The organism is Xanthomonas euvesicatoria pv. euvesicatoria (assembly GCF_020880415.1).
Classification (GTDB): domain Bacteria; phylum Pseudomonadota; class Gammaproteobacteria; order Xanthomonadales; family Xanthomonadaceae; genus Xanthomonas; species Xanthomonas euvesicatoria.
This window is the reverse complement of record NZ_JAJIUJ010000078.1, coordinates 1-19,923: the sequence shown is the minus strand read 5'-3', so window position 1 is coordinate 19,923 and position 19,923 is coordinate 1. Positions and strand designations below refer to the sequence as shown.

Annotated in this window: 16 protein-coding genes and 2 pseudogenes; 11 read left to right on the top strand and 7 right to left on the bottom strand. The window is 64.8% G+C overall.

What is annotated here, in order from left to right; all coding sequences use genetic code 11:
* Positions 1-7: 7 nt before the first annotated feature.
* A complete protein-coding gene (locus LN450_RS13520) occupies positions 8-424 on the bottom strand; it encodes a hypothetical protein (protein WP_126955137.1) in 417 nt (138 codons plus the stop codon).
* 310 nt (positions 425-734) lie between these two features.
* Here LN450_RS13520 and LN450_RS13515 point away from each other — a divergent pair, with 310 nt between their 5' ends.
* Positions 735-1,682, top strand: coding sequence for an integron integrase (locus tag LN450_RS13515; protein ID WP_008577987.1), 948 nt, complete (start codon positions 735-737; stop codon positions 1,680-1,682).
* A 274-nt stretch (positions 1,683-1,956) separates the two neighbouring features.
* Here the strand turns inward: LN450_RS13515 and ilvD are convergent, their stop codons facing one another.
* The gene (gene ilvD, locus LN450_RS13510; RefSeq protein ID WP_011346050.1) at positions 1,957-3,795 is read right to left on the bottom strand and encodes a dihydroxy-acid dehydratase; all 1,839 of its coding nucleotides are present in this window, start codon (positions 3,793-3,795) and stop codon (positions 1,957-1,959) included.
* Between the two features lie 384 nt (positions 3,796-4,179).
* Between ilvD and LN450_RS13505 the strand changes: the two genes are divergently transcribed.
* Positions 4,180-5,541: a glycoside hydrolase family 5 protein gene (locus LN450_RS13505; RefSeq protein WP_011346051.1), complete on the top strand. Its 1,362-nt coding sequence runs from the start codon at positions 4,180-4,182 to the stop codon at positions 5,539-5,541.
* A 126-nt stretch (positions 5,542-5,667) separates the two neighbouring features.
* On the top strand, positions 5,668-5,856 hold the full coding sequence (locus LN450_RS13500) for a hypothetical protein (protein ID WP_031420773.1): 189 nt from the start codon (positions 5,668-5,670) through the stop codon (positions 5,854-5,856).
* A 56-nt stretch (positions 5,857-5,912) separates the two neighbouring features.
* Here LN450_RS13500 and LN450_RS13495 read toward each other — a convergent pair whose 3' ends face one another.
* Together LN450_RS13495 and LN450_RS13490 are read right to left on the bottom strand one after the other, a co-directional pair.
* Positions 5,913-6,458 carry a gamma carbonic anhydrase family protein gene (locus LN450_RS13495; RefSeq protein ID WP_011346053.1) on the bottom strand — a complete coding sequence of 182 codons (546 nt, stop codon included), beginning with the start codon at positions 6,456-6,458 and terminating at the stop codon, positions 5,913-5,915.
* A pseudogene (locus LN450_RS13490) lies at positions 6,455-6,679 on the bottom strand (hypothetical protein). Before LN450_RS13490 ends, LN450_RS13495 begins: the two are co-directional and overlap by 4 nt.
* 240 nt (positions 6,680-6,919) lie before the next feature.
* Between LN450_RS13490 and LN450_RS13485 the strand changes: the two are divergent.
* The 6 genes and pseudogenes from LN450_RS13485 to LN450_RS13460 all read left to right on the top strand — a co-directional run bounded on the left by LN450_RS13485 (position 6,920) and on the right by LN450_RS13460 (position 14,015).
* The gene (locus tag LN450_RS13485; RefSeq protein WP_008577978.1) at positions 6,920-8,230 is read left to right on the top strand and encodes an MFS transporter; all 1,311 of its coding nucleotides are present in this window, start codon (positions 6,920-6,922) and stop codon (positions 8,228-8,230) included.
* Positions 8,231-8,379: 149 nt separating this feature from the next.
* Complete coding sequence (locus tag LN450_RS13480; RefSeq protein ID WP_011346055.1) at positions 8,380-9,627, top strand: cyclic di-GMP phosphodiesterase; 1,248 nt, start codon at positions 8,380-8,382, stop codon at positions 9,625-9,627.
* Between the two features lie 382 nt (positions 9,628-10,009).
* On the top strand, positions 10,010-10,540 hold the full coding sequence (locus LN450_RS13475; RefSeq protein WP_011346056.1) for a MarR family winged helix-turn-helix transcriptional regulator: 531 nt from the start codon (positions 10,010-10,012) through the stop codon (positions 10,538-10,540).
* Between the two features lie 167 nt (positions 10,541-10,707).
* Positions 10,708-11,701 (top strand): annotated as a pseudogene (locus tag LN450_RS13470) (SphA family protein).
* A 33-nt stretch (positions 11,702-11,734) separates the two neighbouring features.
* Positions 11,735-12,502, top strand: a complete 768-nt coding sequence (locus tag LN450_RS13465) for a coniferyl-alcohol dehydrogenase (protein WP_011346058.1) — start codon at positions 11,735-11,737, stop codon at positions 12,500-12,502.
* Positions 12,503-12,533: 31 nt separating this feature from the next.
* The gene (locus LN450_RS13460) at positions 12,534-14,015 is read left to right on the top strand and encodes a benzaldehyde dehydrogenase (RefSeq protein WP_011346059.1); all 1,482 of its coding nucleotides are present in this window, start codon (positions 12,534-12,536) and stop codon (positions 14,013-14,015) included.
* 270 nt (positions 14,016-14,285) lie between these two features.
* On the opposite strand, the gene LN450_RS13455 is transcribed toward LN450_RS13460, so the two are convergent.
* The gene (locus tag LN450_RS13455) at positions 14,286-15,173 is read right to left on the bottom strand and encodes a helix-turn-helix domain-containing protein (RefSeq protein ID WP_014089100.1); all 888 of its coding nucleotides are present in this window, start codon (positions 15,171-15,173) and stop codon (positions 14,286-14,288) included.
* 96 nt (positions 15,174-15,269) lie between these two features.
* On the opposite strand from LN450_RS13455, the gene pobA reads away from it, so the two are divergent.
* Positions 15,270-16,454: a 4-hydroxybenzoate 3-monooxygenase gene (pobA, locus tag LN450_RS13450; RefSeq protein WP_011346060.1), complete on the top strand. Its 1,185-nt coding sequence runs from the start codon at positions 15,270-15,272 to the stop codon at positions 16,452-16,454.
* Positions 16,455-16,894: 440 nt separating this feature from the next.
* Positions 16,895-17,407, top strand: a complete 513-nt coding sequence (locus tag LN450_RS13445; RefSeq protein ID WP_011346062.1) for a nuclear transport factor 2 family protein — start codon at positions 16,895-16,897, stop codon at positions 17,405-17,407.
* Positions 17,408-17,522: 115 nt separating this feature from the next.
* On the opposite strand, the gene glpK is transcribed toward LN450_RS13445, so the two are convergent.
* Together glpK and LN450_RS13435 are read right to left on the bottom strand one after the other, a co-directional pair.
* Positions 17,523-19,022, bottom strand: coding sequence for a glycerol kinase GlpK (gene glpK, locus LN450_RS13440; protein WP_011346063.1), 1,500 nt, complete (start codon positions 19,020-19,022; stop codon positions 17,523-17,525).
* Positions 19,023-19,161: 139 nt separating this feature from the next.
* A partial coding sequence (locus LN450_RS13435; protein ID WP_228892804.1) for an MIP/aquaporin family protein occupies positions 19,162-19,923 on the bottom strand: 762 nt, incomplete at its 5' end.

Here is a 19,923-nt window from a genome sequence, read left to right as displayed (position 1 = left end):
TGAATTGTTAGCCCCCGACACCGAGCACCTCGTGTCGATAAGCCGTTCGCTCCCCCTCACCGAGCACCACAACTTTCTCAGGGCGCGCGCATCTGGATAACAGCAGCTTTTCATAGTAGGCGGGGTCATACATGACATTCCACGGCAGAAGGCCATGACAGGCCGATAAGAATTCTGAGAGGAGACCCGCATCGTAGTGTTTTGCGCCCAGGTAACCAACTCCAGCAAGAGCCTGTGTCGGGTGCTTGAGCAGGTCAAGTGTTGGCTCAGATATGCCTAAGGGAATCCACTCGCCTCTATTGAGGTTCTTGCGCCAAGTGGCGGTGAGTGAGATCACTCGCGAGGCATCGAGCCTGGGAATCTCAGTAGGAAGTGCTAAGAAAAGATCCAAGAAAAGTGCCACATAGATTACGTTTGGAAACATCGGACTGCCCGCCTGTGCGAGCCCAAAAGATCCATCTACAAGCGGAACCGCGTACACCATCCCGGGTTTGTAGCTTGGCCGCCTTGGCTGCATTGACTCTGTCATTTCGGGGGGGGGGCTAACTACTATTGGACCGCCTAAAAGCGGTGTTGCGCCAAGTATCGACTAAGCCCGGATAACTAGGAAGGGGAATTCCTATTCCGCAGCAATGACTTGCCGAATGGCAACCGACAGTCTCGGCATCGATGCTGGGGGCGTTATCCGACGTTTGAGCAGGCGTATGAGTTACACCCGTGAAGCTGCAGGCGCAATGACGCGCCTGACCCCCAAGCTGTTGGATCAGGTCCGTGGTCGGCTGCGGCTTCGCCATTACAGCCTGCGGACTGAGCAGGCGTATGTGGGCTGGATCCGGCGCTTCATTCTGGCCAATGGCAAACGGCATCCAGGACAGATGGGGCAAGTAGAGGTCGAGGCGTTTCTCACCGACCTGGCGACGCGGGGCCAGGTGTCGGCCGGCACGCAGAATCAGGCGCTGGCGGCGCTGCTGTTCCTGTATCGCGAGGTTCTGGGCGTGGAGTTGCCCTGGATGGAGAATCTGGTGCGCGCCAAGCGACCGCGGCGCATTCCCGTGGTGCTCTCGGCGGAGGAGGTCGCGCGCTTGCTGACGATGCTGGAGGGGTCTTGCCGGCTGATGGCGGGGCTGCTGTACGGCAGCGGGATGCGGCTGCTGGAATGCCTGCGCTTGCGGATCAAGGACGTGGACGTGGTTCGCGGCGAGATTGTGGTGCGCGATGGTAAAGGGGGCAAGGATCGGCGGGTGCCGCCGCCGCACAGCCTGCGTGGAGAATTGATGCAGCAGCGCGAACGGGCGTTGCTATTGCACGCCGCTGATCTCGCCGAGGGCGCAGGGCGGGTATTCCTGCCACATGCACTGGCGCGCAAGTATCCCAATGCCAATGTCGAGCCCGGCTGGCAGTATCTTTTCCTCGCCGCGCGTCGCTCTGTGGATCCGCGCAGTGGCCGCGTTGGTCGGCATCACGTATCGGAAGAAGTCCTGCAGCGTGCGGTGCAATCGGCACGGCGCCAGGCTGGCATTGCCAAGCCTGCAACCTGCCACACGCTGCGGCATTCGTTCGCAACACACTTGCTGGAGGCCGGCCACGATATTCGCACGGTGCAGGAGCTGCTCGGCCACAAGGACGTGACAACCAAGCAGATCTATGCGCATGTGCTGGGACGCGGTGCGTCGGCAGTATGAAGTCCGCTGGACGGACTCAGCGGTTCTGGTGGCGACGTCTAACGCGCAGGGCCGCGATGCAATGAATGGATGCTTGCGACCACGCCAGTGAAATCGCATGTTCTGACACACCAGAGCGTGCGATGAGGGCGGCCAATCGCGGCACTTGCTTGCAGCGACTCAGTACTCGACTGCAGGCAAGTTGCGATGACTGCGTTGCATCAGCATGTTCCACCGAATGCGTTGCACCGCGCTGGCCATCCGAAACCAGCTGGCCACGCTGCGCTCGCTGTCCCTAGCCGTCCAACAATGCCTTGTCCCGCACCGCACCCTTGTCCGCACTGGTCGCCAGCAACGCGTACGCCTTCAATGCAGTAGTGACCTTGCGGGGGCGCACTTCCACCGGCTTCCAGCCCTTGGCATCTTGCTCGGCACGACGAAGGGCGAGTTCCTCGTCCGAGATCAGCAGGTTGATCGAGCGCTTGGGAATGTCGATCAGGATCCTGTCGCCGTCGCGCACCAGGCCGATCGCGCCGCCTGCGGCGGCTTCCGGCGATGCGTGGCCGATCGATAACCCCGAGGTGCCGCCGGAGAAGCGGCCGTCGGTGAGCAGGGCGCATTGTTTGCCCAGGCCCTTGGATTTGAGATAGCTGGTGGGGTAGAGCATTTCCTGCATGCCGGGGCCGCCCTTGGGGCCCTCGTAGCGGATGACCACCACGTCCCCCGCAACCACCTCATCGGCAAGGATGCCCTTGACTGCTGCATCCTGGCTCTCGAACACGCGGGCCGTGCCTTCGAATACGTGGATGGATTCGTCCACGCCTGCAGTTTTCACCACGCAGCCGTCGCGGGCGATATTGCCGTACAGCACGGCCAGGCCGCCTTCCTGCGAGAACGCGTGTGCGATATCGCGGATGCAGCCCTCGCTGCGGTCGGTATCCAGGCTGTCCCAGCGCGTGGCCTGGCTGAAGGCGATCTGCGTGGGAATGCCGGCCGGGCCGGCTTTGTAGAACGTGTGTACTGTTTCATCGTCGGTCTGGGTGACATCCCATTGCGCGATGGCCTCGGCCAGCGTGCGTGCGTGCACGGTGGCGGCGTTAGTATGCAGCAGGCCACCACGTGCCAGCTCGCCGAGAATGGCCATGATGCCGCCGGCGCGATGCACGTCTTCGATGTGGTACTTGGGCGTATTCGGCGCGACCTTGCACAGCTGCGGCACGCGCTTGGACAGGCGGTCGATATCGTGCATGCCGAAGGCAACCTCGCCTTCCTGCGCGGCGGCGAGCAGGTGCAGGATGGTGTTGGTCGAGCCACCCATGGCGATATCCAGCGTCATCGCATTTTCGAAGGCTTCGAAGGTGGCGATGCCGCGCGGCAGGGCAGTGGGATCTTCGCCGCCGTACCAGCGGTGACACAGTTCCACCGCCACGCGTCCGGCGCGCAGGAACAGTTGTTCGCGGTCGGCGTGCGTGGCCACAACCGTGCCGTTGCCGGGCAGCGACAGGCCCAGCGCTTCGGTCAGGCAGTTCATCGAGTTGGCAGTGAACATGCCCGAGCACGAGCCGCAGGTGGGGCAGGCGCTGCGCTCGAACTCGGCCACCTTTTCGTCGGAGGCGCTGTCGTCGGCGGCGATCACCATCGCGTCGATCAGGTCGAGCTTGTGCTCGGCCAGCTTGGTCTTGCCGGCTTCCATCGGGCCGCCGGAAACGAACACGGTGGGGATGTTGAGCCGTAGCGCGGCCATCAACATGCCGGGGGTGATCTTGTCGCAATTGGAAATGCACACCAGCGCGTCGGCGCAATGCGCGTTGACCATGTATTCGACCGAATCGGCGATGATCTCGCGGCTTGGCAACGAATACAGCATGCCGTCGTGGCCCATCGCGATGCCGTCATCCACGGCGATGGTGTCGAACTCCTTGGCCACGCCGCCGACGCGTTCGATCTCGCGCGCGACCAGCTGACCAAGATCCTTCAAATGCACATGCCCGGGCACGAACTGCGTGAACGAGTTGGCGATAGCGATGATGGGCTTGTGGAAGTCGCCATCGCGCATGCCGGTGGCACGCCACAGGGCGCGGGCGCCGGCCATGTTGCGGCCGTGGGTGGAGGTCTTGGAGCGGTACTCGGGCATGGCGAATTCGACGGCTGATTGGCGAGCGGTGGCTGGCAATTAGAGCGCGTCGTGACTGTTGCTGCTGCAACCGTCGCCGCACGCGCAGGGTCCGCACGGTAGCACGCACGCCGACGTGCACCTGCAGTGCAGCGGCGGGCGCTGCCGGCATGCCGTGCAGTGACCGCTCGTGCGCCATCGCCTTGCGAGGCCCGCACGTGCGCGGCGCCTTTGCCTGTCATGTAATGCGATGTAAACGTATGCGTCCGGGCATGCAGTGGCAGGAGTGCGAACCGGCGCGCAGATCCGGGCGCTGGGGCGCGGCCACCATCGAACCGGACCGCTGCGGCCGAGGGGAGCTGCGCCGGCGAGGATCTTTCCAACGGCACCGCAGGAGGCGCCCCGATGTCCGACCATCCCTCTCCACGCCGCGCACCAGCGGCATCATCTCACTCCACCACGCCACCGGTCGCCGGCGGCATCAGCCGCCGTCGCGTGCTGCAAGGCGCGGCCGGCGCTGCGGTCGTGGCCACCACCGGTTGGGCAGGCCATGCGGCCGCGCAAAGCGCCAGCCTGCCGTTCGCTGGCCTCAACCTGTCCGGTCTGGCCTCCAATAGCTATGTGGAGAACGCCGAGATCGGCACGCATTACCGCGCCATCACTGCCCAGCATGTGGCCGCGGCGGGGAGCTGCCCGCTCTTCCGTCTGCCGACCACTGCCGCGCGCTTCACGCGTGGACAGGGCGCGCCGTTGAACGAGAGCTACTGCAGGCAGGTGCAGGACGCGCTGGACAACATTGCTGCGCGCGGCAAGCGCGCCATCGTGGAGTTGCACGATTACATGCGGCTGCCGCAGCGGGTGGCGGCCAAAAGCGGTTATCGGCGCGATGCCAGCGGTGCAGTGGTCGATGCGCGTGGCAACCGTGTCGGCGACCTGGCGGCGGCCGGGTTGTGGGCCGACACCTACCCGCTGCGCAACTTCAATTACGTGGGCTATCTGGACAGTCGCGACCAACTGCTCAAGCTCTACGAATACCGGGTGATCGGCACGCCGGGGTGCACGCTCTACAACGACGCCGGCTTGCCGGATCTGTGGGCGCGTCTCGTCAACCGGTTCAAGCAACACCCGGCGGTGTTCGGCTGGGGCGTCATGAACGAGCCGTACCAGGGCGCCGAGCGCAACGCCGATGGCAGCGTACTGTCGATGGCCGCACATTGGCAGAAGACCGCCACCGCCTGCTCCAAGGCCATCATCGACCGCGATCGAAACCATTTCGTGTTCGTGTGCGGCAACGGCTATGCCAGCGCCCGGCGCTGGCAGGACGATTCGATGGGCCTGTTCGACATCCCGGACCCATACGATTGCATCGTGTACGAGGCGCACAACTATCTCGACAGCGATGGCAGCGGGGGCGGTAACTGGATCGGGCCCGGTGGACGCAACGAGGTGATCAAGCCGGATACCGGCATCGACATGGTCAGCCCGTTCATCGAAGCGCTGCAGCAGGCCGGCAAGCGCGGTTATCTGGGCGAGCACGGCTATCCGGCCGGCAATCGCAGCGCGGAGATCGCCACCACGCGCATGCTGGCGCACTTGCAGGCCTACAACATTCCCAGCACGCAGTGGTGCTTCGGCCCCGGGTGGCCGGACGACGACGTGCTGGGCATGAGCCGCGACGTGGGTGCGGACATCCAGACCAAGGCCAATCTGGCGGCCGTGCAGGCGTTTTTCGACGTGCGCCTGTCCAGCTACGTTCCGCCCCGCTAGCGGGCATCGCCGCCGCTACGGGGAGGTGGCGGCGGTTTACACTGCGGCATGCACATGGACATCCCCTGCCGCGCTGGCTGCGCGGCCTGCTGTATCGCTCCATCCATCAGTTCGGCCATTCCCGGCATGCCGCACGGCAAGCCGGCGGGGGTGCCGTGCGTGCAACTGGACGGGCAGGGCCGCTGCCGCCTGTTCGGCCTGCCGACGCGGCCGGCGGTCTGCACCAGCCTGCGTCCGTCCCAGGACATGTGCGGTGCATCGCGCGCCCAGGCGCTGGCCATGTTGACGGCACTGGAGCACGCCACGCAGCCGTAGCCGCGCGCGCCTGGTACCGTCGCGCCCGCGCCAGACAGGTGCGCCGGTGCTGCGGCTCAGCCGGCGGGTGAGGCGCCCAGGTACTGATCCTTGAGCCGCACGTAATGTTGCGCGGAGTAATGCAGGCTTTCGATTTCCTTGTCGCTGAGCGTGCGCGCCAGGCGTGCAGGATTGCCCAGCCACAACTCGGCTTCGCCCACCACCTTGCCCGGGCCCACCACTGCGCCGGCACCCACAAAGCCATACCGTTTGACCGTTGCGCCATCCAGCACGCAGGCGCCCATGCCGATCAGGCACAGGTCTTCGATGGTGCAGGCATGCAGGATGGTGCCGTGGCCCACGGTGACGTCCTCGCCGATCACGGTGGGGTAGCCGGCCTTGTTGAACGGGCTGTGGTGACTGACGTGGATGATGGTGCCGTCCTGCACGTTGGTACGCGCGCCGATCTGCACATGATTGACGTCGCCGCGGATCACGGTGCCCGGCCAGACCGAGACGTCATCGCCCAGGCTCACCTCGCCGATGATGGTGCAGGCAGAATCCACGTAAACGCGGGCGCCCAGTTGCGGGGTGTGGTGCAAAAAGGAGCGAATCGGGGTCACGGCATCTCCGTCAGGTCAGCGTGCCGCCCACTGCGGACACGCCGCGGATGATACCTGCGCTGCGGTTGCCGCTGCGGCAGCGCACCGGGCTGCAGTCACCAACGCACGGATGCAATGTGTGCGAGGTGGCTGGCAGAGGTGGCCGGGTGGGCCGACGTGCAATGGAGTGTGTCGCGTCGCCAGAGATTCCAAAGCCGCGGGCAGCACGTGACGCGGTGCATCCGAAGACATCGCAGCGCTGGCCAAGTGTGTTGGCGCATTTCCGATAAGCGCACAGCGTTGCGGTCATCGGCCTTGAACCGGCAGCGCAATGGGCTAGCGTGTGCAGGCGGTCGCAAGCCACTGCGCATCGGCGATTGCACGCATCGCTGCACCGCGGTTTAGCCGGTCTCGCACACTGCGCCGTTCAACGGCCACTGCAGTGCCTTCGCCTCAACCCTCTCTCACCACAGGACATGCCAATGCCTCAGCACACTGCATCGTTTGGGCATTTCGTGCTGGAGCGCATGACGCCGTTTCAGTGGAGAGCCGTTGCGGTGTGCGTGTTGCTGACGATGCTCGACGGCTTCGACGTGATGGCGATGGCGTTCACCGCACCGCACGTGTCGGCAGACTGGCAGCTGTCGGGCAAGCTGCTGGGCATGCTGTTCAGCGCGGGCCTGATCGGCATGGCGCTTGGCGCACTGGGGTTGGCGCCGCTGGCCGACCGCATCGGTCGTCGCGCGCTGACGCTGGCATGTCTGGCCATCCTGACCGTCGGCATGGGCATGTCGGCAGTGGCCAGCACTGCATGGCAGCTCGGGGCGCTGCGGCTGCTGACCGGTCTGGGTATCGGCGGTATGTTGGCCTGCGTTGCAGTCACGGCAGGGGAGTTTTCCAGCCCCCGTTGGCGCAACACTGCCATCGTGCTGCAGGTGACCGGCTACCCGGTCGGTGCCACGCTGGGTGGCATGATTGCCGAACTGTTGATGCAACAGTGGTCGTGGCCCGCGGTGTTCGTACTCGGGGCGGTGGCATCGTTGCTGTGCGTGCCGTTGGTGCTTGCATTCCTGCCCGAGTCGCTGGAGTTCCTGATCATGCGCCGGCCACCCGATGCCGTCGCGCGCTTCAACGCCGTGCTGGCGCGGATGGGAATGCCGCCGCACGACGCATTGCCGCCGCTGCCGCCGCAATCTGCCACGCAGGCACAAGGCTATCGGGCCCTGTTTGACGCTGCCATGCGGCGGCACACGCTGCTGATCGCGCTTGGCTTTTTCTCGCTGATGTTTGCGTTCTACTTCGTGATCAGCTGGACGCCGAAGCTGCTGGTGACCGCCGGCGCGTCGGCCACGGACGGCGTCACGGGCGGGGTGCTGTTGAATCTTGGTGGCATCGGCGGCGGCTTGCTGTTCAGCGGGTTGGCATCGTGCGTGCGGCTGGCGCGCCTGACGATCGGGTCCCTGTTGCTGATGGGCCTGGCGATGCTGGCCTCCGGCCTGTGCAGTACGCAGTTGAGCTGGGCGTTCGCCGTCGCCTTGCTCACCGGGGCAGCGATGTTTGCTGCGGTGGGCGGCATGTACGCCATTGTTCCGATCGTCTTCAACGCTGCGGTGCGTTCGACTGCGCTGGGCTGGGCGATCGGGGTGGGGCGCTTGGGTGCGATCTTGTCGCCGTTCTGCGCCGGGGTGTTGCTGGACGCCGGATGGTCACCGGCCATGTTGTATCTGGCCTGCAGCGTGCCGTTGCTGTTGGCCATCTTCGCCGTGCTGGCGATGCGGTTGCCCAACCGCTGAGCGGCCCGCCTACAGCCGCGTCCGGCATCACATCCGGGCCGTTCCCCGACCCGGCCGCGGGCCAAAGAAATCGTGCCATGTGCCGATAACACCGCAGACCGCCAAGTCGTGGCGAACTTTTCCTGGACATTGTGCAGACCAGCGCCGGCATGCTCAGAACCATCGACTCAGATCAACTCCGCCCCGGCATGTACGTCTACAAGCTGCTGGGCGCGTGGGTGCACCATCCGTTCTGGAAGACGTCGTTTCTGGTCGATTCCGACGATGTGGAGAAGATCCATGACAGCCGCATCGAGCAGTTGGTGATCGATACCGCGCGCGGGCTGGATGTGGAGGCGCCCGCGCCCCCTGGCGTGTCCGCCGAACCAGCCGCGCCGCCGAGCCCGGCACCTGCTGCGTCCGAACCGCCGGAGCCTGCCGCCGCGCCGCGTAGCGTGCGCACCAACAGCGTGACCGTCCAGGTCGGCATCGAAGCGGAGGTGGTACGCGCACGCCGCATCTTCGAAGACGGCCGCGACATGGTCGAGGCGATGTTCCGCGATGTGCGGCTGGGGCGCACCGTCGACACAGAAGCGGCCATGCCGCTGGTGGAAGCCATCAACGACTCGGTGCTGCGGCATCCGCAGGCCTTGATCAGCGTGGCACGGCTCAAGACCGCCGACGACTACACCTATCTGCATTCGATGGCCGTGGCCGGGCTGATGAGCGGGTTGGCGCGCCAGCTCGGCCTGCCCGAATCGCAGGTGGTGGAAGCGGCAATGGGCGGCCTGCTGCACGACATGGGCAAGGCGGTGACACCGTTGGAAATTCTCAACAAACCCGGCCGGCTCACCAACGACGAAATGGAGATCATGCGCCAGCATCCGCTGGATGGCCATCGGCTGCTGGTGGCCGGCGGCGTGCAGAACGCGGTGGTGCTGGAAATCGCGCTGCATCACCACGAAAAGATGGATGGCAGCGGCTATCCGAATCAATTGGTGGGCGAGAATATTTCGTTGATGTCGCGCATGGGTGCGGTCTGCGATGTCTACGACGCCATCAGCTCGGACCGCCCTTACAAACGCGGTTGGGATCCTGCCGAATCGCTCAAGCAAATGGCGTCCTGGAAGGGCCATTTCGACCCGGTGGTGTTCCAGGCTTTCGTGCGCCGGCTGGGGATATATCCGGTCGGCTCGCTGGTGCGGCTGGAGTCGCAAAAACTTGCGGTGGTGATCGAACAGACGCCCGATGCGCTGCTCAAGCCCAAGGTGCGCGTGTTCTATTCGGCCAAGTTGCGCAGCCACGTGTTGGTGCAGGACATCGACCTGTCGCGTCCGGACTGCCATGACCGCATTGCGCAGATGGAAAGCCCTGCCGAATGGGGCTTCCGCGATCTGGAAAAGCTCTGGCTGCCCTAGACGGGCTATACAGGCGTTGAATCGGCAGCCGCCGCGGCAATGCGCGCGGTGCGTCATGCGCGCCGATCACCGCGACACTCCTTGCACAGAAGCGCCACCCCGCTAGCGAACGCGACCATGCTGCGCTGCAGCTTGGCAATGTAGTTATGATCAATAACTATTCCGGAACGCAATCACTTGCCGGCCGGAACCATGTCTCAGCCTTGCCCGGATCACCGTCGCCCCCCGTCAGCCGCAGCGCCGGCCCGACGCTGCAGGCTGCGTGCGTGGCAGGGCGTCGGGGCTGACGCACCCGCGGCGCGTGCACCCGCGGCCTGCCTGTCCAAATCGGCAGGCCCGGTGGCGTCTACAATGCGGTGCACGCCGTGGATCGGCGTTGCGGATGCGGCGCATTGCGCGTACCGGTCCGCCCGCTGCCCCCGTCGCGAGAACCGCCATGCCCGTCACCGCCCTTGCTGCACCCTTGCCCGACGCCGTCACCTCGGTGGATCAGGCGCGGCTGCTGCGGTTGCTGGGGTATCGCATCACCCGCACCGAGTTGATGGTGCGGCGGATGTTCCAGGAGTGCGTGGCCGCCTTCGACCTCAAGCCGGTCGACTTCTCGCTGCTGATGCTGGTGGATGGCAACCCCGGCATCAACCAGCGCCAGATCGGCGATGTGCTGCACGTGTCGCCGCCGAATCTGGCGATCGTGGTGGCCAGGCTGGTCAAGCGTCGCCTGCTGCGGCAGGTGCGTGGGCGGCAGGACCGGCGCATGCAGCACCTTTCGCTGACCGCGGCCGGTGCCGCGCTCCTGGCCGCCGCCGAGGCCGAAGTGCTGCGCATGGAACAGCAGCTCAGTGCCGTGCTCGGTTCCAGCGAAGCACCGTTGTTGCGCGCCCTGGACCGTCTGGACCGTCTGGACACGCCGTAACCCGCCTCGGTCGGCGGCCTGCCGCCCGGCAGCCATTCCCAACGAACGTTTCCACGGCACGTGCTGTGCGTCGCGCGGGGCGCGCGCTTGCCTGCCGTCGCTGATGTGACACGCACCGCTGTTGCTTCCCAACGCTGGAGATATCTGCAGTGATTCGATCATCGGTGATGCGTGGTGCGGGTGTGGCAGCAGGCTGGCGGCTGCGCGCGTTGCTCGGCCTGGCGGCATGCCTGGCAAGCGGGTGCGGCGCCTGCGCAAAATGCGCCACAGAGCGCGGCGCTGACCAATGGCATCAATACCGGGGGCACCAGTTTCCTGGATGGCTTTACCAGCACCACGCCCGGCTTGGCGGTGGTCACCTATCTGCGGCACAACGCGCTGGATGCCATCAAGGACGCACGTGGCAACGATATCCCGGTGTTCGACAACCCGCGGATCGATTCCACCGTGTTGCTGACCCAGTTCGCTTACGTCACGCCCTATCACGTATTCGGCGGCGCGCTCGGCATCACTGCGCTGGTGCCGCTGGTCAATCTGGATGCCTCCTTCGGCCGCAACAGCATTGCCACGCTGCGTGACAATGGCGCCGGCGTGGGTGATGTGACGTTCGGGCCGTATCTGCAAATGCCACCTGTGATCCGCAACGGGCGACCGGTGTTCTCGCAGCGGTTCGAATTCGACGCCGTGGCACCGATTGGCAAGTACGACGGCAATCGCGATCTCAACCAGAGCTCCGGTTACTGGTCGCTCATTCCAAGCTACGCATTCACGGTACTGCCCACGCCCAATTGGGAACTTAGCGCACGCATCAACTACATCTACAACTTTCGCAGCGAGCGCCGTCCGAACTTGCCGCCAGGCTTCGACTTCCGCAATGGTCAGGCAGGCGATGCGGGATGGATCAACTTCGCCACCTCCTGGGAGGTGGCACCGAAGCTGCGGCTGGGCATCAATGCGTATTACCTGACCCAGTTCCGCGACAACCGCACCAACGACCAGCGCGTGCCGGACAGCCGTCAACGCGCGTTCTATGCAGGGCCGGGTGGCGTGTGGCGCTTTGATGCAAACAACATCCTGTTCGCCAACGTCTATCTACCGGTGGAGGTGCGCAATGCCGCGTCCGGCAACAATGTCAATTTCGAGTATGTCCATGTGTTCTAGCGCCGGCACGGCTGGCTCCTTTGGAGGATGGCGATGAATTTGCAGAACAAGACGATCGTGGTGACCGGCGTGGCGTCGGGCATTGGCGCGGAGGTCGCACGGCTTGCACGGTTTCATGGTGCCAAGGTGATCGGGGTCGATCGCACGCCCGTGCAGATGACCCTGCACGGCTTTCACCAGGCCGATCTCGGCGACCCGGCATCCATCGATGCCCTGGTGAAGGCGTTGCCGGACCACATCGATGCCCTGGCGAACATTGCCGGCGTGCCGGGCACCGCGCCGCTGGATGTGGTGGCGCGGGTGAACTATCTGGGCTTGCGCCATCTGACCCAGGGGTTGCTGCCACGCATCGTGCTGGGCGGTTCCATCATCAATGTCGCCTCGATCCTGGGCGCCGAATGGCCGCAGCGTCTGGACCTGCACAAGCAGCTGGCGGCAACCGACAGCTTCGAAAGCGGCCGCGCGTGGCTGGCGGCGCATCCGGTGGCGCACGACACCTGCTACCAATACTTCAAAGAGGCCTTGATCGTGTGGACCTTGCTGCAATCGCGGCCCTGGTTCGCCGACCACGGCGTGCGCGTGAACAACGTCTCTCCGGGCCCGGTGTTCACCCCGATCCTGGGCGATTTTGCTGCCATGCTCGGCGAGGAACGTGTCAAGGCAGACGCCAAGCGCATGACCCGCCCGGCCTATGCCGATGAAGTGGCCGAGGGCATCGTGTTTCTGGCATCCGACGCAGCCCGCTGGATCAACGGCATCACCCTGCCGATCGATGGCGGGCTGGCTTCCACCACGCTGTAATCCCCACACGTTTTTAGCAGGAGGCTAGACCATGAATGCCCTTACCAGCGCAACCGCCGCTGCGACCGACTCGCCCGCGTGGCATGGCTGCATCTTCAATGGCGACTGGGTGCCCGGTCGCGGTGGCAGCGTGCCCATCCATGAGCCGGCAACCGGCGCCTTGCTGCATGAAGTGGGCAAGGCCGACCTGGCCGATGTCGCCGCTGCCATCGCACAGGCCAAGCAGGCGCAGCGTGCCTGGGCCGCGACACCGCCGCGCGAACGCGCAGCCGTCTTTCATCGTGCTGCGCAGGCGATGCAGGCACGCAGTGCCGAAGCCACGTTGCTGATTGCGCGCGAAACCGGCGGCATCCTGCCCAAGGCCCAGCGCGAGGTGGACGAATCGGTGGTGTTCTACCAGCAGGCTGCCGCAATGCCGTTGCAGGCCAGCGGCCAGATGTTGCCGACCGCATCCGGCCAACTCAGCCTTGCGCGCCGCCTGCCATTGGGCGTGATCGGGGTGATTTCGCCGTTCAATTTCCCATTGATTCTGTCGCTGCGCTCGGTGGCGCCGGCGCTGGCGATGGGCAATGCGGTCATTCTCAAACCCGACCCGCGCACGCCCTACACCGGTGGCGTGATCATCGCGCAGGTGCTCGAAGAAGCCGGCCTGCCCAAGGGCCTGCTGCACGTGTTGCATGGCGATGCGCAGATTGGCCAGGCGCTGGTGGAATCGCCGGATGTCCCGATGATTGCGTTCACCGGCTCCACGGCCGCCGGCCGCCGCATCGGCGAAATTGCCGGCCGCCATCTGAAGAAAGTCTCGCTGGAACTGGGTGGCAACAACGCGGTGATCGTGCTCGACGACGCGGATCTGGACAAGGCTGCCTCGGCGGTCGCGTTCGGCGCCTACATGCACCAGGGCCAGATCTGCATGGCAACCGGGCGTGTGCTGGTGCACCGCAGCGTGGCGCAGGCACTGACCCAACGGCTGGCCGAAAAAGCGCGCCATTTGCCGGTAGGCGACCCGGTCAGCGGCATCGTGGCATTGGGCCCGATCATCGATCAACGCCAGCTGCAGCGCGTCGTCGACATCGTCAACGATAGCGTCGCAGCCGGCGCGGTCGTGGAGGCCGGCGCCACCCATGAAGGCCTGTTCTATGCGCCGACCGTATTGTCCAACGTGCGTCCTGGCATGCGCGCGTTCGACGAAGAAGTGTTCGGCCCGGTGATCAACATCACCGTGTTCGACACCGGCGACGACGCTGCCGAGTTGGCCAACCAGGGCGAGTACGGGCTGGCGGCCGGCATCCTGTCGGCATCGGTCTCGCGCGCGCTGGCCCTGGGCGAGAAGTTGCACACCGGCCTGCTGCATATCAACGACCAGACGGTGGCCGACGAAGTCGTCAATCCATTCGGCGGCGCCGGTGCGTCGGGCAACGGCACCAGCGTCGGCGGCCCCGCCGATTGGGAGCAGTACACGCACTGGCAATGGCTGACGATCAAGAGCGAAGTGCCGCAGTATCCGTTCTGATCGCAATGGCTTGGGAATGGGGCGGCTGGCTCGGCCTCTCCATCGCTGTATGGATGGCGGTCACGTGCCCGGCCCTTGCCTTGGATTTTTGGTGCGGCGTTGCATCAGTTCTGGATGCAGGCAAAGGCTTCACTGGTCGAGCGCGCGGTGCCCTCGCCACGTGCAGCGTGTCCTGCGATGGTGGGCGGGCAAGGACCCTGCAGCTGGTCTGCAGAACGTTCTCCCTGCTACGCGCGCAGCGAGTGAGCGAAGTCGTTCTGCTGGTCGCTCCTACTGACCGGCCCGAAAGCGCGTCGGCGAGCAACCGGCGTGCCGTGCGAAGTAGCGACTGAAATAGGCGGCGTCGAAAAATCCAAGGCTGGCGGCAATCTGTTGCACGCTCAGGCTGGTGTAACGCAGGGTGCGGCGTGCTTCCAGCATGATCCTGCGCTGCAACAACTGCAGTGCGGAGGCGCCAGCCAGGCGCTGGCATAACGCGTTGAGGTGACCGGGCGTCAACCCGAGTTGATCGGCGTAGCGGGAAATCGGCCAGTGGGCGCGGTAGTGCTGGTCGATCAAGCCTTGATAGGCGCGCAGGTGGCGCAGCGCCGGGTCTGCCTGCGGGCTGATCGCTGCGGCATGCCGGGCGCGTTCCAGTGCCGTACGCGCCATCCAGATGACCAGCTGCGCCGCTGCGGCCTGCGCTGCGAGGTCATCGCCGATCGACCGGCGTGCGTGGTCCTGCGCAATGCTGCCAAACAACACATCCAGCCATTTGCGCGCATGCTGGGCGTGCACAACGGCTGGCGCGGCCATGACCTGTTGCAGTAACGGCGCAGCGTTCAGCGCCGTCCTGACCAGCGGCATGCACATGGTGATGACGTGGCCACGCACTGCCGGGTCGAAGGCAAAGCCATGCACGCAGAGCGGCGGAAGCCACACCACGCTGGCACCGCGCAGGCGTTGGGTGCGCCCATCCAGCTGCAGGGTGGCCGGTCCGCGCTGCACATAGACCAGTTGCGCCAAATCCTCGTGTCGGTGCGGCACGATCTGCCAGTCGTGCAGCCGGCTGCGTGCGGCAATCGATTCCCAATGCAGCAATTCCGCGGCATCGGCGTGTTGCTCGCCGTACAAGCCGAAGGCAGGGACTGCGGCAGTGTCGGGCACGGATGTGGCCATCGTCGAAAAGTCCAAGGACTGCACGCAATCATCCCTTCAATGCAGCGCTTTGGCTACCGACACTGCACGCATCGCCATCCAGGCCAGGAGCAGTGCATGCGAACGCAGGTTGCGATCATCGGCGCCGGGCCATCGGGCCTGTTGCTGGGCGAACTGTTGCGGCTCGCCGGCATCGATTGCGTCATCGTCGAGCGGCAGACGCCCCAGCATGTGCTGGCGCGCATCCGCGCCGGGGTATTGGAGCAGGGCAGTGTGGAACTGCTGCAGCGCGCCGGCGTCGGCGAGCGGTTGCAGCGCGAAGGCTTGCTGCATCACGGCTTCGAATTGTCCCTGGACGGTCAGCGCGAGCGTATCGATCTGCTGCGCGGCTGCGGCCGCGGCGTTACCGTTTATGGGCAGACCGAGGTCACCGCCGATCTGATGCATGCGCGCCAGCGCAGCGGGGCACCCACGCATTACAACGCGCAGGACGTGGCCCTGTGCGATGTGGAAGGCCCCACGCCTGCAGTGGAGTTCACGCAGGACGGCCAGCGCAGGCGTCTTGACTGCGATTACATCGTCGGCTGCGATGGGTATCACGGCGTCAGCCGTGCCAGCATCCCCGCCGAGCGGCTGCGCCTGTTCGAGCGCGTATACCCGTTCGGTTGGCTCGGGGTGCTGGCCGATACGCCACCCGTGCACGAAGAACTGGTCTACGCACGTCACCGGCGCGGGTTTGCACTATGTTCGATGCGCTCGCCCACCCGTACGCGCTATTACATCCAGGTGCCGGCCAGCGCGCAGGTGGAGGCCTGGAGCGATCAGGCGTTCTGGGACGAGTTGCGTGCACGGCTCCCGCCTGCGTTGGCGGCGCAACTGGTCACCGGCACATCGATCGAGAAGAGCATCGCACCGCTGCGCAGTTTCGTCGCCGAGCCGATGCAGTATGGCCGCTTGTTCCTGGCTGGCGATGCTGCGCATATCGTGCCACCCACCGGCGCCAAGGGCCTGAATCTGGCGCTTGGCGATGTCGGCCTGTTGGCGCAGCTGTTCGAGCGTTGGCAGACAAGCGGCGATGCAGGTGTGCTGGAACAGTATTCGACCTTGGCCTTGCAGCGTGTGTGGAAGGCCGAGCGGTTCTCGTGGTGGATGACCACCCTGTTGCACCGCTTCGATGACGAAGACGCATTCACTGCGCGGCTGCACGGAGCGGAGCTGGACTATCTGCTCGGTAGCGAGGCGGGCCGCGCGACGCTGGCGGAAAATTATGCAGGTCTCCCGTTGGCCGCGCTATCGGACTGATGGCGCATTGGTGATCGCGAATTAGCAGACGCCGCGGAGCGGATTTCTAGGTGGACATCTTGGTTCGATGTCGCCTTGGCTCCGCAAGTGCGATGCGTGCGCACAGCAGCGCTTCCCCAAACCGGCTTGAATGATGCGCGTCAGCGCACATGCATTGCTTCCACTGCGGTCATCGTCCGCCCGACCGCGACACCCGTGTCCATTCTGTACACGGTGCAGCAGCACGCTGCCGCTCACCACATGGGTGATGTTTTTCTCACCAACGGTTGCACAAGTGCCCAGGTGCATGCTCAGGCGGCTAGCGGGCCGGTGAACGGCACCGGTAGGGTGGCGATGACGCGTTAATGCAGCTGTGCGCACGCGCGTCTTCCCCCCGCTCAACGGACACGTTGCTGGCGTCCCCGATGAGCGCACTGCCACTCTCCACCCAGGAGTACTCCATGAAGAAGTTGCTCTCCCGTGCCTTGTTGCTGGTCATGCTGGTTGCGCCAATGGCTGCGTTCGCGCAGACCGCGGTAACGGCCAATCCCAATCATCAGAAGATGCTGCTCGGCAGCACCTGGTATGAAACTGCCAACAAGCGGCTGGTCTACGATTTCTGGCGCACCGTGTTCGAAGCTGGCCAGGTGCAGTACGCGCCGATGTACATGGACAAGAACTACATCCAGCACAATCCGAACGTGGCCAATGGGCGCGATGCGTTTATCGCCTTCCTGACCGCGTTCGTGAAGCCGACGCCGGTGCAGCCGCGGGTGCGATTGCCCTTGGTCGCCATCACCGCCGATGGCGATCTGGTCACCCTGGTGTCGGTGCGCACCTTACCCAACCCCAATAAGCCCGGCACCACGTACACCACCACCTGGTTCGACATGTTCCGGATCGAGAAGGGCCTGATCAAGGAACATTGGGACCCGGACACCATCGCCGGACGTGCCAGCACCGGCGGCCAGTAACCACCGCTGCGCACCAGGCTGCGTTGCGTGGCCCTGCGTGTGTCCTCGACGCTCGAAGATGAGCTCATCACAGCGCCCACCTCACACTGGGCGCTGTCGTGTTGCGGCACCAGTGTCAGCTGATGCGGAATCCCATCGTCGCTTCCACTGCTTGCTGCCAGCCGGCGTAGAGCCCTTGGCGCTTGTCGTCGGCCATGGCCGGTTCGAAGCGGCGATCCACGGCCCACTGTTTGGCGATTTCTTCGCGGCTGCCCCAGAACCCAGTCGCAAGCCCTGCCAGATACGCCGCACCCAGCGCAGTGGTTTCCGCGACTTCCGGGCGGAGTACCGGCACATTGAGAATGTCACTCTGGAACTGCGCCATGAAGTCGTTGGCGATGGCACCGCCGTCGGCACGCAGTTCTTTCAGCTCGATGCCGGAATCGCTTTGCATCGCGGTGAGCACGTCGCGGGTCTGGTAGGCCATCGATTCGACTGCTGCACGCACGAAGTGTTCCTTGGTGGTACCACGCGTCAGCCCGAACACCGCGCCGCGGATGTCGCTGCGCCAGTACGGCGCGCCCAGGCCGACGAAGGCCGGCACGATGTACACGCCATCGTTGTCGCCGGCACGCTCGGCATAGGCTTGCGAGTCGCTGGCCTTGCCCAGCATGCGCAAGCCATCGCGCAGCCACTGCACCACCGAGCCGGCAACGAAGATCGCGCCTTCCAGCGCGTATTCGACCTTGCCGTCAATGCCCCAGGCAATCGTGGTCAGCAAACCGGCCTTGGACGCCACCGCCTTGTCGCCGGTATTCATCAGCATGAAACAGCCGGTGCCATAGGTGTTTTTCGCCATGCCCGGTTCGAAGCAGGCCTGGCCGAATAACGCGGCCTGCTGGTCGCCGGCAATGCCGGCGATGGGCACCTGTTCGCCGTAGAAGTACTGGGTCTGGGTCATGCCATAGATCTCGCTGGACGAACGCACGTCCGGCAGCATCTGCGCGGGCACGTCCAACATGGCCAGCAGTTCAGCATCCCACTCAAGCGTGTGGATGTTGAACATCATGGTGCGCGAGGCATTGGTGTAGTCGGTGACGTGCACCTTGCCGCCGGTGAGATTCCAGATCAGCCAACTGTCGATGGTGCCGAACGCCAGTTCGCCTTTCTGCGCGCGTTCGCGCGCGCCTTCGACGTGGTCGAGAATCCACTTGACCTTGGTCCCGGAAAAATACGCATCGATCAGCAGGCCGGTCTTCTCGCGCACCATCTGCTCATGCCCGGCCTCCTTGAGCTGGGTGCAGATGTCCTTGGTCTGCCGCGATTGCCACACGATGGCGTTGTAGATCGGCTGGCCGGTGGCCTTGTCCCACACCACCGCGGTCTCGCGCTGGTTGGTGATGCCGATCCCGGCGATCGCGCGCGCATCGATCTGCGCGTTGTTGAGCAGCTCGGTGATGGTGGTATAGACGCTGGTCATGATCTCGCGAGGGTTGTGTTCCACCCAACCCGGCTGCGGAAAGATCTGGCCGAATTCGCGCTGCGCCACGCCGGCCACCTTGCCCTGGCGGTCGAACAACATCGCGCGTGAGCTGGTGGTGCCTTGATCGATCGCAAGGACGTACTGCTTTTCCATCGAAAATTCCTCGAACAATGCCGGCATTGGCGCACGGCGAGAAAGGTCGGTGCAGGCGATGACGCCGCGTGGCCATCAGGGTTTGGCCACAGGTAACTTCACGCGTCGTCAGCGTGATTGTTGGCTTGGCGCAGCACCATCACAGTGGATCGAGCGGTTTGCTGCCGCCTTGCAGATGGCGCACCCGCGCCGGCAGGAATGGCAGGATCAGCCACTGATAGGCCAGCGCGCCGATCGGCCCGCCGATCAACGGGCCAACGATCGGGATCCACCAATAGTTGTCCTTGGCCGGCAACGCGGCCTCGCCCCAGCCGGCGAAATACGCTAACAGGCGCGGGCCGAAGTCGCGCGCCGGGTTCATCGCCCAGGCCTCCAGATAGCCCATCGACGCGCCCAGCGTGGCGACCAGCAAGCCGATCATCAACGCGCCGGAGTTGGCAGTGGGTGCGGCCTCGTTGAACTGCTCGGTGATGGCGAAGATGCCGAAGATCAGGAACGCCGTGATGATGATCTGGTCGACCAGTGCATGCATCGGCGTGACCGCCAGCCCCGGTGCGGTGAAGAACACCCCGGCTGCGCCGCCGGCTTCACGGGTGAGCTGCTGCACCTGGTTGAAGTGATCGATCACCGGCCCGTACAACTGATAGACGATGGCCGCGCCCAGGAATGCGCCGACCACCTGCGCAAACCAGTAGGGCAATACCTTCTTCCAGGAAAAACCGCGGAACAGTGCCAGCGCCAGCGTGACCGCCGGATTGGCGTGCGTCCCGGACACCGAGCCGGTCACGTAGATCGCCAGTGTCACCGCCAGGCCCCAGGCGATACACACGCCCCAATAGGCGTTTTGATAAGGGCTGGGGTCGTACAGGATGTACATCGCCGCCACCGAATCGCCGAGCGC